Origin of the sequence: Haemophilus sp. C1 (assembly GCF_001276515.1) — a bacterium.
In the GTDB taxonomy this organism is placed as follows: domain Bacteria; phylum Pseudomonadota; class Gammaproteobacteria; order Enterobacterales; family Pasteurellaceae; genus Haemophilus.
In genome coordinates, this window is record NZ_LDVZ01000012.1 from 13,047 (window position 1) to 30,091 (window position 17,045).

A 17,045-nucleotide genomic window follows, 5' to 3' on the forward strand; every position below is an offset into this window, starting at 1 on the left:
AAACATGGCAAACAAAGTCTCTCTAGACAAATCAAAAATCAAATTTGTATTATTTGAAGGTGTGCATCAAAGCGCACTTGATACGCTCCATGCGGCAGGCTATACCAATATTGATTACTATAAAAAAGCACTAGATGGTAATGAATTAAAAGAAGCCATTAAAGATGCACACTTTATCGGCTTGCGTTCTCGCACCCATTTAACGGCAGAAATGATTGAGGCCGCACCCAAATTAATCGCAGTGGGATGTTTCTGTATTGGCACCAACCAAGTGGATCTAAATGCGGCAAAAGCGCGTGGAATTCCTGTATTTAATGCCCCATTCTCAAACACTCGTTCCGTTGCAGAGCTTGTATTAGGTGAGATTTTATTACTTATGCGCAATGTGCCACAGGCTAATGCCGAAGTACATCGTGGCGTCTGGAATAAATCAGCGACTGGATCTCATGAAGTGCGAGGTAAAAAATTAGGCATTATTGGTTACGGACACATTGGTTCACAATTAAGTATTATTGCGGAATCATTAGGCATGGATGTACATTTCTACGATATCGAAAATAAACTTCCGCTCGGTAATGCCAAACAGGTTCGTAGCCTTGAAGAATTACTCAGTTCTTGCGATGTTGTTTCATTACATGTGCCAGAACTGCCATCTACCAAAAACTTAATGAACGCTGAGCGTATCGCACAATTAAAACAAGGTGCAATTTTGATCAATGCTGCGCGTGGCACAGTAGTAGATATTGATGCTCTCGCTCAAGCCTTAAAAGACGGTAAAATTCACGGTGCGGCAATTGATGTATTCCCAATTGAACCTGCGTCAATTAATGAAGAATTTGTCTCTCCGTTACGCGAATTTGATAATGTGATTTTAACGCCACATATCGGCGGTTCAACAGCAGAAGCACAAGAAAATATCGGTTTTGAAGTGGCAGGCAAATTTGTTAAATATTCAGACAATGGCTCAACCCTTTCTTCGGTAAACTTCCCAGAAGTATCTTTACCAGAACATGGGGGAACAAAACGCTTATTGCATATTCACGAAAATCGTCCCGGTGTATTGAATAAACTGAACCAAATTTTCGTCGAAGCCAACCTCAATATTGCTGCGCAATATTTACAAACTGACCCGAAAATTGGTTATGTTGTCGTTGATGTAGAAACAAATGATGCATCGCCATTACTGACAAAATTGAAGGAAATCGATGGCACAATTCGTGCGCGGGTACTTTACTAAATGACAATTCGTACGTAAAACACGAGGTTTTTAGCCCCCTATAAGGGACTATACTTCACAAGCCTCTCTTGGGGCTTGTGAAAACTGACAATCCCTGTCCCTGATTCCCCCTTAAAAGGAGCTACATATTCTTTCATTAAAAAATTAGGGGCTGACGTAGACTAGCACTCTTGCTAATCTACGTCAGCCCCAAAATAATTATTCACCTATAAAAATAGACAGGCTCCCTATTTTTGACAACATGGATAGTACAAGAGCCAGCAAAGAACAAAACAACTTAAATAAAGCGAAACATTTTACATTCAGACCAAAGCTGTAAGGATTATTTGGATTACTATAATCAGCAACAAATTAAACTGAAATTCAAAGACCGACTTCGATTCTATGTCATCATCACTCCTTAAGTAAATAGTCTATTTTTGGCTAGATCAAAATTTCACCGCACTTTTGTAAGATGTTACCCCACCATTTTCTTTAACTGATACAAATATGCCAATGCTTGTTTAGGGCTTAAATCATCGGGATCCAGTTTTTCAATAGCTTCTCTTAGTGCATCCGTTTCTTGCTCAAACAATAATTCACCTTGAGTGTGATTGGTTTCACGCAATGCTTGAATTTGCTGATCAGCTGAATGCTCTGATGTTTTTTCTAATTGCGTCAATTTCTGTTTTGCCAGTTTAATAACAGATTGTGGCACGCCCGCCAAAGCTGCTACTGCCAAACCATAACTTTTACTTGCTGCGCCATCTTGTACGGCGTGCATAAAGGCGATGGTGTTATTATGCTCAAGAGCATCTAAATGAATATTGGCGATGCCTTCTAGTTGTTCCGGCAATGCGGTTAATTCAAAATAATGGGTGGCAAATAATGTAAGCGAGCGGATTTTTTTCGCTAACCATTCTGCACAAGCCCAAGCTAAGGATAAGCCATCATAAGTGGATGTGCCACGACCGATTTCATCAATAAGCACGAGACTTTGCGCGGTAGCTTGATGAAGAATATTTGCCATTTCTGTCATTTCCACCATAAAGGTTGAACGCCCCGACGCTAAATCATCAGACGCACCAATTCGAGTAAAAATACGATCAATCGGTCCAATTCTTGCGCTGTCTGCCGGCACAAAGCTACCGATGTACGCCAGCAATGTAATTAATGCAGTTTGGCGCATATAAGTACTTTTACCGCCCATATTTGGCCCAGTGATAACTAATAAATGACGATTGTGATTGAGCTCCACTGGGTTGGCGATGAAAGGATCTTTCAATACTTGTTCCACAACAGGATGGCGACCATTTTCAATTTTCACACTCACTTCATCACAGAATGTTGGCATAACGTAATTGAGGGTATCTGCGCGCTCGGCAAGATTGACCAATACATCCAATTCAGAAAGTGCAAGGCTAGCCAGCTGTAACGTGCCTAAGTGCGGTAATAATAAATCAAATAATTCATCGTAAAGTTGCTTTTCTAATGCTAACGCCGCACCTTTCGATTTCAGTACTTTGTCTTCATATTCTTTGAGCTCAGGAATAATGTAACGCTCTGCATTTTTCAGGGTTTGACGGCGAACATAATGAATTGGGGCTTTATGCGCTTGGCCTTGGCTAATTTGAATGTAATAACCATGCACTGCATTAAAACCGATTTTTAATGTATCAATGCCCGTGCTTTCACGCTCCCGTTTTTCGAGGTTTTCCAAATATTGAGTTGCACCATCAGACAACATACGCCATTCGTCTAACTCGGCATGGTAACCTTCAGCAATCACGCCGCCATCACGAATTAAAAGCGGAGGCGTTTCAATCAATGCACGTTGCAATAAATCACATTGCTCGCTGAAATCGGCAATTTGGCTGAAAAGTGCGGTTAAAAATGGCGGTGTTTTTTGTTGAACAATAGTGCGTAATGCAGGAATTTGTTCTAAGGCTGTGCGTAAGCGAGTGAGATCACGAGGGCGAGCAGAACGCAGTGCCACACGCGCCAAAATACGTTCCATATCGCCGACTAATTGCAAATAAGGCTGAAGTTCATCGACTAAATCAAAATTCAGAATTTCCGCAATCGCTTGTTGGCGTTGTTTTAATTTTTCCACATCACGAATAGGCTGATGAATCCAACGTTTCAGCAAACGACTGCCCATTGTCGTAACGCATTTATCCAAGACAGAGGCTAACGTATTTTCTGTGCCACCCGAAAGATTTTGTGTTAATTCAAGATTTCTGCGCGTGGCGGCATCTAACTGAATGCAGTCTTGGTTTTGAATTAAGCTAATGCTTTGAATATGGGGTAATGCGGTACGTTGGGTTTCTTTTGCATATTGCAATAAACAACCTGCCGCACTTAAGCCGAGAGGGGATTTTTCTACACCAAAGGCGCGTAAATCTTTTGTGCCAAATTGACGATTTAATAACGTAATGGCAGTGCTAAGTTCAAATTCCCAAATCGGGCGACGGCGTAATCCTTTGCAATGTTCAATCGCAGCCATTTCGTTAAATTCTTCACAATACAGCAATTCCACAGGCGCAATACGTTGCAATTCCGCACGTAATGTTTCTTTATCTGCAGGTTCACAAAGCTGAAAACGCCCAGAAGTCATATCTAAAGTGGCTAATCCAAATTTTTCTTTTTCTTGATATACCGCAGCAATCAGATTGTCTTGGCGTTCTGGCAATAGTGCTTCATCACTGACCGTACCAGGTGTAACAATTCGCACAATTTGGCGTTCTACAGGTCCTTTACTCGTCGTTGGATCGCCAATCTGTTCGCAAATCGCCACAGATTCGCCTAACTGCACTAATTTTGCTAAATAACCTTCCACCGCGTGATAAGGCATTCCTGCCATTGGAATGGGCTGTCCTGCAGATTGACCTCGTTTCGTTAAAGAAATATCCAACAATGCCGCCGCTTTTTTCGCATCGTCATAAAACAACTCGTAAAAATCCCCCATGCGATAAAACAACAAAATATCTGGATTCTCTGCTTTGAGTTTTAGATATTGTTGCATCATTGGCGTGTGCTGTTGGAAATTTTCTTCAGAAGTCATGTCATTACCTGTTTTGGAAACTGAATAAAGAGAGATTTTATGGCGGTTATTTTAGGTGTCGAAAGGGGAAAAAGCCAGATAAAAAAGAGCGGTGAAAATTTGTTGAGTTTTTTCACCACTCTTTCAGTTGATATTTATCCTTTAAAGACAGGCAAATAGTCAAACATTGCTAGAAAATGGAAAATAGCCACAAAAACACCAAATAATGCAATAAAGATTATTAAGCCATTTCCACCACAAACTCGGAATGTTGTTGCTGCTGCATTTATTTTGCGAGATTTATAAGCAAGAAGTGCTGGAATTATGCAGGTCCAAATTGTCGCTACTGCGCCAGCATATCCAATGGCTTTTAAGAAACCCAATGGAAATAAAATTGACATAATTAGTGGAGGTAGGAAAGTCACTGCCCATGACTTTGTTCGTCCAATTTTGCAATTATCAAATTTAAAGAAATCAGCCAAATAATCAAATACCCCTAATCCTACGCCAATAAAAGATGACAAAATTGCAGCGATAGAAAAGGCATTAATCATTTGTTTAACCGTGTTAGATTCTATTACCCCACCTAAAGCGTTAAGTAATATATCTAGATTGCCATCACTGGCAATTACAGGTGCAAATTGATCGCGAGGCAAATTTCCGAAAATTGAAAAAATCCAAAGTAAATAAAGCGTAAGAGCAATTGCTGTTCCGCCTAAAATGGCGTACTTAGCTTTTTTCTCTTCCCCATAGTAGGCTCGCATCGTACAAACAGAATGATGGTAACCGAAAGATGTTAACGCAACAGGAAACATCCCTACTGCATATTTTGCATAGTTTGTATCTTTTCCAGCAATATCTAATAAAGTATCTAAACTAATATTAGTTGCTAATCCATAAGTACTAAAAATAAAAGTAAATCCCATGAATACAATCAATAAAACAGATATTCTGTCTACAATGCGAGTGGAATGCCAAACAAAGAAGGAAAAGACTAATACAAATACGGTCGAGCAAATTGCCAATGTGGATGAACCAAAATCAATCCACGGTTTAATAAGGTTTTCTAGTATGCCTCCAGATGCAGTGGTATAAGCATAAAGTAAAATACCCCCGACAAAATACACAGCAAGATTATTAATAGAATTGACAGTTGAACCGAGCATATCTTTAGTTACAGTACTAAATGATGCTCTTAAATCATAAGTGGAATAAGCCTCAAGTAATAACCAGCCTGATAATGTCATGATTATCATCGTTAAGCAAATTGCTAATGCTGACCATATTGTCCAAGCACCCGCACCAGATGTTGGTAAACCAAGCATTCCAGCTCCGACGCAAACACTAGCAATAATACAGGCGCCACCAAAAATGGAAGGTTGTTTTTTCATAGAACATCCTTATCAATAACAAATTATTGAGTTAGCTGTTGATAAAAAAATGCAGTTCAAAATGAACTGCATTTTTCGTGATATTATTCAACTTCTTTTAAACGTGCCGTAAAGTGGCGGAGAACTTTTGGTTCATAAGTAAAAGTTAAACCTTTAATATTCTCTGCATTTTCTTTCACTTTTTGGAATGCCTCAATAATGAAATCCATATGAGTTTGCGTATAAGTTGCACGTGGTACAGTTAAGCGTAAAAGCTCTGCTGGACATGGTAGTTGTTTACCCGTCTTCGGATCTCGTCCTAATAAAAATGAGCCAATTTCTACCGCTCTTATACCTGCAACTTTATAAAGTTCGCAAGAAAGTGCTTGTGCTGGGAATTGGTCGGCTGGAATATGTGGTAATAATTTACCTGCATCTACGAACGCTGCGTGGCCACCCGGTTGTTGACAAGGCACACCAATTTTTTCTAAGCCTGCAACCAAATATTCAATTTGCGCGATACGATAAGCCAGCCATTCTTGGCGCATACCATCATGCAAGCCAACAGCCAAGCGTTCCATTGCACCACCTTCTAAACCACCATAAGTAGGGAACCCTTCTTGCACAACACAAAGCGTTCTACATTCGTGATAGACTTCCTCCATTGATTTATCTTTAAACGCTAAAATACCGCCCATTGGTACCATCGCATCTTTTTTGGCGGACATCGCTAAACCATCAGCATAGCGATAGCTTTCGTAAGTAATTTGTTCAATAGTCCAGTCTTTATAAGCTTCTTCACGTTGTTGAACAAAATAGGCGTTTTCTGCAAAACGAGCTGAATCCATGATGACTGGAATATCGTATTTACGCGCAATTTCATACATGCCTTTTAAGTTTGCAATAGAAACCGGCTGACCACCCGCAGAATTACAAGTAATGGTACATACAATGTAAGGTACATTATGTGCACCCACTTCTTGAATGCCTTTTTCTAATTTTTCTAAATCGAAATTACCCTTAAATGGATGTTTTGCTGTTGTATCAAATGCCTCTTTTATATAAACATTGCGAACCGTTGCCCCATTAATTTGGCTATGTCCTTGTGTGGTATCAAAGAAATAGTTAGAGAAAACCACCATTTTGCTGCGATCTAAACCTTTCTCACGTTCACGTTTAGCAATCAATACCGGAATATAAATTTGTTCAGCACCGCGGCCTTGGTGAGTAGGGATTGTATATTCATAACCAAAAATATCTTTCACAGCTTTAGCTAGTGCATAATAACTGCGACTGCCGCTATAGGCTTCATCGCCACGTAACATTGCAGCTTGCATATCTTGTGTAACAGCGCCAGTACCGCTATCTGTGAGTAAGTCAATAAAAATATCTTCACTATCCAATAAAAATGGATTCATACCTGATTTTAAGATCGCTTGTTCACGATACTCGCGGGTAGTTCTTTTTACTGGTTCAATAACACGAATGCGGAAAGGTTCAGGTAAATGTTTAAAATTTTCCATAGCAAAATCCCCAAAAATTAATTTGCTTAGTTTAAATAAAAAATTATTTTCTAAAATGAAAACACGTTGATGGTTAATAAGAAAGGATTAATAAATTATGGGAAAATAAAAAGATAATCTTGGATCAATAAGAACCCAAGTTTGGTTAGGAGAGAGCAAGTTGAGCATATTAAACTCCTTTTAAGAGAAGAGAAACTTAATAAAACTTAACACTGACTTCTAACTACGAAGTATTATCAGAATAATATAAAATTTAACATTGTCATCTATTATTTTTTTATTTTGTGATATGCCTCACAGAATATTTTTAATAAAAAAAGAGCGGTGAAAATTTGTTGAGTTTTTTCACCGCTCTTTGTTAGAGGAAGATTAATGTCTTGGGAGGTAACGTACTGGATCCACTGATTTGCCTTTGTAGCGAATTTCAAAGTGAAGTTTCACAGTATTTGTACCGGAGCTACCCATTTTTGCGATTTCTTGACCAGCTTTGACTTCTTGTTGATCGGTTACAAGAATTTTGTCGTTATGCGCATAAGCACTTAAGAAATCATCGTTATGTTTGATGATGATTAAATTACCGTAACCACGTAAAGCATTGCCAGCATACACTACACGACCTGATGCAGCCGCTTTAACAGCCTGTCCACGAGAACCGCTAATATCAATCCCTTTATTTCCGCCATCAGTATTGGAGAAACCCTGAATGATATTACCTGAAGTCGGCCATTGCCACGCAACATTAGAGGCGATTGGTGCAACAATATTTGCATTAATCGGGGTGCTATTGGTGTTATCTACTGGCGCGGTTGGTACTGATGGTGTTGTCGCAGGGGCAACTGGAGTTGTCACAACTGGTGCCATTGCTGGTGCGCTATTCGCTACACCTGCTCCAGATTTAATTGGTCCAATGATTGTACCATCAGAACCCATTTGCGTACCATTTGCACCCGGAGTATAGGTTACTGTGGGCGTTGTTGCAACGGTTGCCGCAGGTTGTTTTACAGGAACCGTTGTTGTCACTGTTTTTGTACCACAATTAGAGATTTTTAAAGTTTGCCCTAGACTCAAATTATAAGGCTCAGTCATATTATTCAATGCGGCTAATTCTTTTACATCAATACCTGCTAAGTAAGCGATCAAGAACATCGTATCGCCTTTGTTCACTTTATAGGTATTACCTTTGTAAGAGCCTTTTTCAATTTTGCTATAATCTGGCGCATTGGTATTTGGATTACGTGGCACATTTATATGTTGCGAACCTACGCAATCAGAAACAGTTTTAGTGATGGTTTGGGTTTGCATAGCTGGCGCAGGAGTAGCTGATTTTTGAGCAGGCTGAAATGCTGGTTGAGCAGGTGCAGCTGGCATGGCAGGCTGTTGATAAGTTGGTTGGAAATTTGGCTGTGGTGTTTGCACGCCTGTTGGAACTCCACCCATTGGCGGTACGGTGTTTTTTTGAATTTCAGGTTGCCAAGAACCGCCCGTGCTCTCGCCATTTACAGGTTGCATAATACCAGGTGAAAGGGTGTTATCTGCATTGGTAATTGGCGCAGGAGAATTAGAGGTACAAGCTGATAATACAACAATACTTAAAGGGAGTAAGAGAAACGATTTTTTCATAGTAATTCCTTATTGTTCCTTTATTATTTCATTTGTGCTGGCATTGTGTTTTTTTGAATTTCTGGCATAAAACTACCGCCAGCAACGGCACCTGTGCCTTCTACAGGTTGCATAATGCCATTTGGTAATGCATCTGGATCTTTAACTGGTTCTGATGCACATCCAACCAATACGAATCCAGCCATTAAAATAAGACCTAATTTATTCATTTTTCTATCCTAGTTTTTCAATATAAAGTAAGCAATGACAGCCAATGCCACCACTGACCAACCAATAATTTCAATAGATTTTCGCAATTTTGCTGAGAATTTTTCACCACCCCATGCGGCTAATTTTGCCACCAGCAAGAAACGCGCTAAACGTGAAATAAATGCGGTGATGACAAAAGGGAAAAATGCCATTTGCATCACGCCAGAGCAGAGCGTAAACACCTTGTAAGGAATTGGGCTAAAACCTGCCACAAACACAACTAATACGCCCCATTGCTCAAACCAACTGATGGCTTTTACCCAATGCGCACCATATCCCCATTGTTGTACAATGTTTTCCACCCAATCCGTTGCATAATAACCAATTGCATAGCCAATAACGCCACCGACGACAGAAGCAATTGCCGTATAAAATGCAAATTTCACCGCACTTTTGGGCTTTGACATAGACATTGGGATCAACATCACATCGGGCGGAATAGGAAAAAATATTGCCTCGATAAAACTTACAAAAGAGAGCCAAAAAGTAGCAAAACGATGTTTTGACCATTCCATCGTCTTATCATACATCGCGCCGAAAATTTTCATATTTATTCTCTATTTGCTAACACAAGCCATTATTCCTGCGCTAACCAATCTTGTAAAGCCGAAAGTGAGTGATGTGCAGTAAGATCTGCCTGAATTGGCGTGATAGACACATAACCATTTTTCACTGCATGGAAATCTGTTCCCTCGCTTTCATCCTCAGGTAATGCTGAAGGGCCAATCCAATAAATGGTTTCATCACGAGGATCTTTTTGCTTAATCACTTCTGTTGAGGATGCACGATAACCTAAACGACATACCTTGTAGCCTTTTAATTCCTCAAAAGGTAAGTCTGGTACATTGATGTTAATAATTTCACGAGGATTTAATAATTGATGATGTAATTTTGGAATGAGATCACACACCACTCGTGCTGCGGTTTCATAATGTTGACGACCATCTAATGAAACCGCAATAGCAGGCAAGCCTAAATGACGCCCTTCAAGAGCTGCAGCTAATGTGCCTGAATAAATCGTATCATCGCCCATATTACAACCCGCATTAATGCCCGATACCACCAAATCTACTTGGCCAGATAAAAATCCATTTAACGCTAAATACACGCAATCTGCAGGTGTGCCGTTTACACAATAATCGCCATTATCTAAATGGCGTGGGCGCAATGGCTCCACTAATGTGAGCGAGCTTGATGCTGCACTTCGATTACGATCGGGTGCAACAACAATGACTTCGGCAATTTTTCTTAATTCTGTTGCTAAAACTTGAATGCCTTCCGCGTGAAAACCGTCATCATTACTGACTAAAATTCGCATTGTACTTCCTTATGCTTCTGTATAATTTACTAACTCACGAACTAATGCCGTGGCATAACTGCCCGCTGGCAAATAAAATTTTAAACGCAAGCCTTCTGTCTCAAATGCCCAAGAAAACCCTTTTGCTTTCATCAATAATGGGCGACGTGCTGCCTTCATTCTTTCTTGTTTCATTAAAGGATCGAAGACTGAATGTTGATTTACGATTTCATTTTCAATATCACTTGCTGCCAACACATCTTCGCCAATTAAAGGGGCGGTGAGTAAAATATCTTGATTTTCTAACCGCACTTGCAAGGCATTTAAGTCTTCTTTTTCATCTGCTTTAAACCAGCTGTGCGAACCTGCTAATTGCACAATATCGTTTGGCAAAACTTGATTTGTTGCGCCCTTTGCAATACGCTCCGCCACAACTAGATTAAAAATTTCACTGCGCGCGGAGGAAAGATAAAAACTGCGTTTTTTGCGATCTTTTACCTTAATTTCCCCTTGCGCCCAACGCAATGCTTGCGTGAGGTTATAACCATCTCGACCAAAACGTTGTTCCGTAAAATAATTGGGGAAACCAAAATTTGCCACAAAATCTAACCGCACTTTAAGCTCGTCAGATTCTTCTGCACCGCGTAATAAAATATCAAAATAATTTCCCTCAAGGCTACCCGTGCGAATTTTTCGATTATGTCGAGTAACCGTTAAAATCTCTAGGCCCTCTAATTCAAATTGACTGAAATCGGGCGTTTCCATTCCAGGCATTTGTAAACAAAACCATTGTTCTGTTACTGCTCGACGATCTTTCAACCCCGCATATCCCATATTGCGTTCAGAAATGCCGGCAAATTTAGCTAATTTTTCGCCAACAAATAAGGTGTTGCAATCTGTTTTGCGTACATACAACGCAACAAACTCTCCATAGCCTGACATTTCATAGCCCAAATGCTCTTTTACAATAAAATCCGCACATTCAGCCTTTAAAAGTGCGGTAGTTTTTGGCGGAGTTTTTAATGCCAAATAAGAGAGTTGTTCGAGCATAGTTAAGGGCTCTTTTTTATAGAAAATAATTGTGTGAAATTCTATGCGACTTTTCGTGATTTATCCACTAAAATAACCGCACTTTTGTTCTTGTTGAAGGATTTTATTATGTCAAAATTGGCAGAGTTACAAGCAGAAACCCGTGAAATTATCGAAGATTTACTGAATGATGGCAGTGATCCAAATGCTCTTTATATTATTGAACATCACATTGCTCATCACGATTTTGATTTGCTAGAAAAAATCGCGGTAGATGCGTTTAAAGCCGGTTATGAAGTGTCCGAAGCGGAAGAATTTGAAGATGATGACGGTAAACCCATTTTCTGTTTTGACATTATCAGTGAAGTAGAATTAAAAGCGGAGATTATTGATGCGCAACAAAAAGAAATCCTTCCGTTATTAGAAAAACATAAAGGTATTTATGATGGTTGGGGAACTTATTTTGAAGACCCAAATGCCGATGAAGATGAATACGGCGATGATGGGGAATTTTTTGATGATGAAGATGAAGAAGAACCTCGTTTACATTAATCATTCTTTTTAACCGCACTTAATAAGTGCGGTTATTTTTTAGGTATGAGAAAAACAAACTACTCATCATTGTTGCTGTGCATTTTTTATCACATTCACAATTTCATCTTTCTCAAATTGGGTTTTAAAAACAATTTTTGTATCCGATGCAACGAGATTAAACAATTTTTCTGCGTGTTTAATTTTTTGCTGTTCTTCCGAACGTAAAGATTGATCGTCTGGTACATTTTTGCTTTCTACAATCAAATTCAACGTGTCGCCCGAGCTTGTTTTTATAATATAAGCAAAATCGGGCGAGTATGTGCCGCCGCCTGCCACTGGGATTTTGATGGAATTTTTGGGAATTTTGGTAAACACAATCACTTCTTTTACTTGATTTTTCGTTATGTTTGCGTGTTCCAATTCACTATCAAAAAACACACTTTCAAACAAAAACTCAGCCAATGGACTACCCGAATCAAACTGTGTGCCTAAATCCGAAGCATTCACTTCTGCCAACGCCTTACCTTGATTATCCGTAAATTTGGTTGGGTGAACACTGCCTCCCACACGGCTAAATCCTACTTCAAACGCATTAAAGGAATTGAGCAATAACCAGCGGTCAAACCCTGCTTTTATCGTGTGAATCGTGCGTTCATTCAGGAATTTTGAAATATCCAACACATCACGAAGCGCAAAAAATGCCTTGTGCAAAGTCTGCATTTGAATCAAAGCCGTTTGCGATAATTTCAATAAAAACTCACGATAATTCAGCGTATTAATCGGTTCAAAAACTTCATCATTCAGGCTTCTTGTTTCAGTGGCAGACAATAAACCATTATCCACACGAATTTTATTTTGTACGGTGCGTATGCCAGTTGCCGTAAATTTATCCGCATTTTCTTTCAGATAACAGATAAACAAACTCAAAAATTCATCTTCATCTTTAATTTTGTATTGCAACAAGGCTTTTTGGTTAATGATTTCCCATAAGGCTTTTAATTCATCATATTTAGCGATACGCATTTTGACTTTTTCAGCTTTTTCACCTGAACGTTTGATTTTTCCATCTTTCAGACTGCCTGAACTTTCAAAGGCTTTTGGGAATAATTTTTTCGTTTCAGCAAAGCCATTTTCCAAAAAGACATCATCGTCATCGGTTAAATCTGCTAATTGATTGCGAATCTGTTTCTTACTGAGATCAGGATAAGCCGTCTGAATTTTCTTAATTAATTCATCAGTTAAAGCCGTAAAAACAATCGGTTTTACTACCGCACTATTCACTTCATCAGTTAATTTTTTAACGAAATCCGTTTCGCTATTATCCACAAAATAATTCAAGAAAAAGGCGTGATCTTTTACTCTTGCCATATATTCATTTACAGGTAAACGTAAGCCACGACCGACTTCCTGCAATTTGCTCGTTTCAGAGCCACTAGAACGCAATTTGCAAATTTGAAACACATTAGGATTGTCCCAACCCTCTCGCAACGTCCATTTGGAAAACACAAAACGACGTGGATTAGCAAGCGATAACAAGGTTTCTTTATCGTGCAAAATTTCATTTACTTCTTGCTCGATTTTGTCGTCTTTATCGCTGTTATCCTGCGAAAAATAACCGCCGTGAGTTTTAGAAATATCGTTTAATGCCGTTTGCCAATATTGGCGTAGAAATTCATCATTTTCTGTTTGCAAACGATGTTCTAATTCCGCTTTTACCATTTGCTCAAAAACGGTTTTTAGGCTGCCTGAAAGTTGATTTTTCTCATCACGATAGCCTGCAATATCATCAATGAAAAATAATGTGAGAGGTTTAATCCGTCCACCATTTCTCGTAAGCAATTCTTTTTCCAAGACAAAATGCTCTCTAATTGCTTGTCGCATCATTTTATCCCGCACAGTATCGCTGTATGAATACGGATTGATGGTATCGCCTTTTTTCAACTCAATACCATTGCTCAACACCAGCACGCTTTTATTCATTTCAGACACAAACAAATCGCTAATGGCTTGATGAATACGGTTTAAATTTTCGCCTTTACTTAACTTAAATGCTTGTTTATCTAAAATAAACGTCGCTTCTTTGCCGTCTAAATCAATCAGTTTAATCCGCTCGCCATTGTCGCCGTCAATTTGTTCAGTAAACGCACGAATGCCTTTTACTAAATCATCATTAAATGCATCAATCGCACTTAATCGATAAAGTAAGTTTTCATATTTTTGTATGGTTAATTTAACAATTTTTCCTTGTTCATTTTTAACATTTTTGCCGTTTTCATCTTTTTTATTTACTTCAACACTAGGGAATGTTGCCCCATATCGCAAGATAAATTGAGCATTAAATTTTTGTATGTTTTGCCAAGTAACGCCATTTTTATCAAACTTATGCGGTTCATCAACAATCACAAAGGGATTAGTTGAAGCCAAGGCCTCAAAGGGCACAGAAAACTTATCTTTAATCAAACGGCTGCCGTCATTGCCCTTATCTTTTCCCGCCATTGTGTCGGAATTAATCATACCTGCGTTAATCAATAAAACGTGAATTTTCTGCTTATCTTCCGTCCCCACAAAACGCACAATTTCAGAGGGCATAAAGGCTTTTTTTGCTTTGTTTTTTTGGCTTTCTACCACATACAATTCAATTTCTGTTTCGCCATATTGCCCTGCAAAATCCTTGCGAAAATGTTCTGCAAGCGACGCGTTTTGCAAAAAGTTTTTCGTTCCTGCTTTAATGGAAAGAGTGGGTATAACCACGATAAATTTAAACACGCCCAGCACACGATTGAGCTCAAACATCGTTTTTGTGTAGGTATAAGTTTTGCCTGTCCCCGTTTCCATTGAAATATCAAGCACATTGCTATGGGATAACGCTATATCGCCCACGTTATTGGCTTGTTGGATTTTTTGCAAATTATCCGTTTTTAGGTTGCCTGCAAATTCAATTAAGGGATTTTCATCTGTTTGCACATTTTTATTTAAATGTACACGGTCAAACACTGCCAAAACGGATTCAATCGCTCGCTCTTGGTGGGACAAATTTTTTTCGTAAGTAAAACCTGCCATTTTAATACCTCGCCAATACGCTTAAATTGTTCAAGCCTTTTTTATTGGCATAGGTTTTTACCGCTTGCGCCAATTCTTTTTGCATCGTGCTATCTATATTTTCGCCAAATAACACTATGCGTTCAGGCACGAAATCCCTATCGTTATCCAAGTGTTCTATCAGGGCTTTTACGCTTTCTGATGTAAAACCACTTGCTAATAAATATAAATGCTGACGGCAGTAATAAGCGGTATAACCTACTAAATCAATGTTTTGCACTTTTTCAGGCAGCCTACAACCGTCAAACACTCGCCAAGTGGTTAAAAGCTGGTGGAGTTGTTCATCGGTTAAGTTGTTTTTCGGCAAGAAATCAATTTGTGGGTCAAAATCAGTATTCAATGCCGTCTGAAAGTGCGGTTCGGTTTTGAAAATTTTAAAACCTAAATCGCCTGTGTAATCAGGGTTTTCAGTTTGGATTTTCTTTGCAGCTAATTCTATTCTCGCTTTGGTTATTTCAAATAAACTGTGTGGTTTATTGTGTTCATTCAACCAATCTATTGCAATTTGAATATTCTTTTTGGCTTCCTGTGTTACGTTTTCTAATGTTTCGTCTAAATTTTCAGTTAATTGTACGCAAATAAATTTACGATTACCCTTATCTTCGGCATTAAGTTGCATCAAAGCATGAGCGGTTGTGCCAGAACCTGCAAAAAAATCTAGAATTATATCGTTCTGATTTCCTTTAAAAGTTGATGAAAGGACTAGTCTTTTCAATAAATCTAATGGCTTGGGTGTTCTAAAGGGAGATAGTCCTTTAGCCACATCAAATAACTCTTCCAATTCACGAATACCATCAGCAGTCAAATGTTTATTAATATTTCCAATATTTAAAATACTATGGAATTTTGAAAAATCATCTGATATTTTTCTTAATTTTCCAATCACGGTTTTGCCATAAGTTTTTGGAACTAAGACATATTCATTATTAGCGATTCCATCATCAATTTTTTTCTTAAATTCAATACCTTTGATTTCTTCGATATCTTCGTAATGTAAATTACCATATTTGCCAAATTGCTCTCGAATAGCATCTTCTTGAATCCAATACAATTCATCATTTATAACAATTTTTTTACCACGAATATCTTTAGGTCGTTTTAAATTATCAAAATTATCAATATTCTTAGCATATACAAGAACGGTTTCATGACCATTAACTACATATTTTGCGTTACCACCACCTTCAGATGTATTAATAATTAGGTCTTTTATAAAATTCTCTTCCCCAACCACTTCATCACAAAGTAGTTTTAATTGTGCTTGTTCATTATCATCAATAGAAATAAAAATCACGCCGTCATCACGCAACAATTCACGCGCAATATACAAACGCGGATACATAAACGTTAGCCACGCACTGTGTGAATTGGATTTTTTAGCAGTAAATTCCAGCACACGCTTGGCTTCTTCCAAATCCATCCCCAATTCAACCAACTGCTGCGGCGTAAATTTTCGGTCATCTTGATAAACAAAACCGTCTGAACCTGTGTTGTACGGCGGATCGATGTAAATCATCTTGATCTGATTTTTATAGGCGTGTTTTAGGTGTTTTAACACTTCCAAATTATCGCCTTGAATCAGTATGTTTTCGCTATTTTGATTTTCCGGTTTTTGGTTGTGTTCAATATCTTCCGCTAAAAGCGTTTCAGGCTGCCTGTCTTTTAAAATTTTGGCATAGGATTTGCCCAGCCAATTGAGGCTGTAGCTTTCTTTTTCTGTTTTAATGCCGTTTGATTGCAACGCTTCTGCCATTTTTTCAGGCAAAAATGCGCCTTGTTTATCAAAACAATTTGGGAAATGGCGTTTTAATATGCTTAGCTGTTCGTTTTCAGCTTGGATGTTTGATGAAAACAAGGTTTCTTTGGTGATTTCGGCCATAATTTTTCTGCTTGCTTGTTAATATAATTATTTGATTTTGCCGTATAACAGGCTAGCTTTGCAAGTGTTGACCTTGATAACACAGCCTAAATTTAAAAACAAAGCCACATTAATTTAAAATTTGTTAAAGTTAAATAATGAAAGGCTATTAAATTTTAGCCTTGCGCGAGGAATAATTTTCGTTAC

General features: G+C 38.5%; 13 protein-coding genes. 2 read left to right on the forward strand and 11 right to left on the reverse strand.

Translation table 11 applies throughout. From position 1 onward, the window contains the following. Positions 1–4: 4 nt before the first annotated feature. Positions 5–1,237, forward strand: a complete 1,233-nt coding sequence (gene serA / locus ABW51_RS05855; RefSeq protein WP_053465958.1) for a phosphoglycerate dehydrogenase — start codon at positions 5–7, stop codon at positions 1,235–1,237. Positions 1,238–1,694: 457 nt separating this feature from the next. Here serA and mutS read toward each other — a convergent pair whose 3' ends face one another. The 9 genes from mutS to truD all read right to left on the reverse strand — a co-directional run bounded on the left by mutS (position 1,695) and on the right by truD (position 11,368). Then, positions 1,695–4,280, reverse strand: a complete 2,586-nt coding sequence (gene mutS, locus ABW51_RS05860) for a DNA mismatch repair protein MutS (RefSeq protein WP_053465959.1) — start codon at positions 4,278–4,280, stop codon at positions 1,695–1,697. A 134-nt stretch (positions 4,281–4,414) separates the two neighbouring features. After that, positions 4,415–5,650: an aromatic amino acid transporter gene (locus ABW51_RS05865; protein ID WP_053465960.1), complete on the reverse strand. Its 1,236-nt coding sequence runs from the start codon at positions 5,648–5,650 to the stop codon at positions 4,415–4,417. Positions 5,651–5,733: 83 nt separating this feature from the next. Then, the gene (gene tnaA / locus ABW51_RS05870) at positions 5,734–7,152 is read right to left on the reverse strand and encodes a tryptophanase (protein ID WP_053465961.1); all 1,419 of its coding nucleotides are present in this window, start codon (positions 7,150–7,152) and stop codon (positions 5,734–5,736) included. An 87-nt stretch (positions 7,153–7,239) separates the two neighbouring features. Then, a complete protein-coding gene (gene tnaC / locus ABW51_RS10560) occupies positions 7,240–7,320 on the reverse strand; it encodes a tryptophanase leader peptide (RefSeq protein ID WP_071819912.1) in 81 nt (26 codons plus the stop codon). Positions 7,321–7,521: 201 nt separating this feature from the next. Further along, a complete protein-coding gene (nlpD, locus tag ABW51_RS05875; protein ID WP_053465962.1) occupies positions 7,522–8,772 on the reverse strand; it encodes a murein hydrolase activator NlpD in 1,251 nt (416 codons plus the stop codon). Positions 8,773–8,795: 23 nt separating this feature from the next. Beyond that, entirely contained in the window at positions 8,796–8,981 is a 186-nt protein-coding gene (locus tag ABW51_RS05880) for a hypothetical protein (RefSeq protein ID WP_053465963.1), read from the reverse strand. A gap of 9 nt (positions 8,982–8,990) precedes the next feature. Next, on the reverse strand, positions 8,991–9,569 hold the full coding sequence (locus ABW51_RS05885) for a YqaA family protein (RefSeq protein ID WP_053465964.1): 579 nt from the start codon (positions 9,567–9,569) through the stop codon (positions 8,991–8,993). 29 nt (positions 9,570–9,598) lie between these two features. Beyond that, entirely contained in the window at positions 9,599–10,339 is a 741-nt protein-coding gene (surE, locus tag ABW51_RS05890; protein WP_053465965.1) for a 5'/3'-nucleotidase SurE, read from the reverse strand. A 9-nt stretch (positions 10,340–10,348) separates the two neighbouring features. Continuing rightward, positions 10,349–11,368, reverse strand: a complete 1,020-nt coding sequence (truD, locus tag ABW51_RS05895) for a tRNA pseudouridine(13) synthase TruD (protein WP_053465966.1) — start codon at positions 11,366–11,368, stop codon at positions 10,349–10,351. Positions 11,369–11,476: 108 nt separating this feature from the next. Here truD and rraB point away from each other — a divergent pair, with 108 nt between their 5' ends. Then, entirely contained in the window at positions 11,477–11,899 is a 423-nt protein-coding gene (gene rraB / locus ABW51_RS05900; RefSeq protein WP_053465967.1) for a ribonuclease E inhibitor RraB, read from the forward strand. 66 nt (positions 11,900–11,965) lie between these two features. On the opposite strand, the gene ABW51_RS05905 is transcribed toward rraB, so the two are convergent. Both ABW51_RS05905 and ABW51_RS05910 read right to left on the reverse strand, forming a co-directional pair. Next, complete coding sequence (locus ABW51_RS05905) at positions 11,966–14,941, reverse strand: type III restriction-modification system endonuclease (RefSeq protein ID WP_053465968.1); 2,976 nt, start codon at positions 14,939–14,941, stop codon at positions 11,966–11,968. Position 14,942: 1 nt separating this feature from the next. Then, complete coding sequence (locus tag ABW51_RS05910) at positions 14,943–16,859, reverse strand: site-specific DNA-methyltransferase (RefSeq protein ID WP_053465969.1); 1,917 nt, start codon at positions 16,857–16,859, stop codon at positions 14,943–14,945. Positions 16,860–17,045 lie beyond the last annotated feature (186 nt).

Coding starts and splice junctions, on each gene's coding strand:
- tnaC (WP_071819912.1), bottom strand. CDS start 7,320: ATGCTCAACTTGCTCTCTCCTAACCAAACTTGGGTTCTTATTGATCCA.
- surE (WP_053465965.1), bottom strand. CDS start 10,339: ATGCGAATTTTAGTCAGTAATGATGACGGTTTTCACGCGGAAGGCATT.
- rraB (WP_053465967.1), top strand. CDS start 11,477: ATGTCAAAATTGGCAGAGTTACAAGCAGAAACCCGTGAAATTATCGAA.
- mutS (WP_053465959.1), bottom strand. CDS start 4,280: ATGACTTCTGAAGAAAATTTCCAACAGCACACGCCAATGATGCAACAA.
- nlpD (WP_053465962.1), bottom strand. CDS start 8,772: ATGAAAAAATCGTTTCTCTTACTCCCTTTAAGTATTGTTGTATTATCA.
- ABW51_RS05885 (WP_053465964.1), bottom strand. CDS start 9,569: ATGAAAATTTTCGGCGCGATGTATGATAAGACGATGGAATGGTCAAAA.
- ABW51_RS05865 (WP_053465960.1), bottom strand. CDS start 5,650: ATGAAAAAACAACCTTCCATTTTTGGTGGCGCCTGTATTATTGCTAGT.
- ABW51_RS05910 (WP_053465969.1), bottom strand. CDS start 16,859: ATGGCCGAAATCACCAAAGAAACCTTGTTTTCATCAAACATCCAAGCT.
- tnaA (WP_053465961.1), bottom strand. CDS start 7,152: ATGGAAAATTTTAAACATTTACCTGAACCTTTCCGCATTCGTGTTATT.
- serA (WP_053465958.1), top strand. CDS start 5: ATGGCAAACAAAGTCTCTCTAGACAAATCAAAAATCAAATTTGTATTA.
- ABW51_RS05905 (WP_053465968.1), bottom strand. CDS start 14,941: ATGGCAGGTTTTACTTACGAAAAAAATTTGTCCCACCAAGAGCGAGCG.
- truD (WP_053465966.1), bottom strand. CDS start 11,368: ATGCTCGAACAACTCTCTTATTTGGCATTAAAAACTCCGCCAAAAACT.
- ABW51_RS05880 (WP_053465963.1), bottom strand. CDS start 8,981: ATGAATAAATTAGGTCTTATTTTAATGGCTGGATTCGTATTGGTTGGA.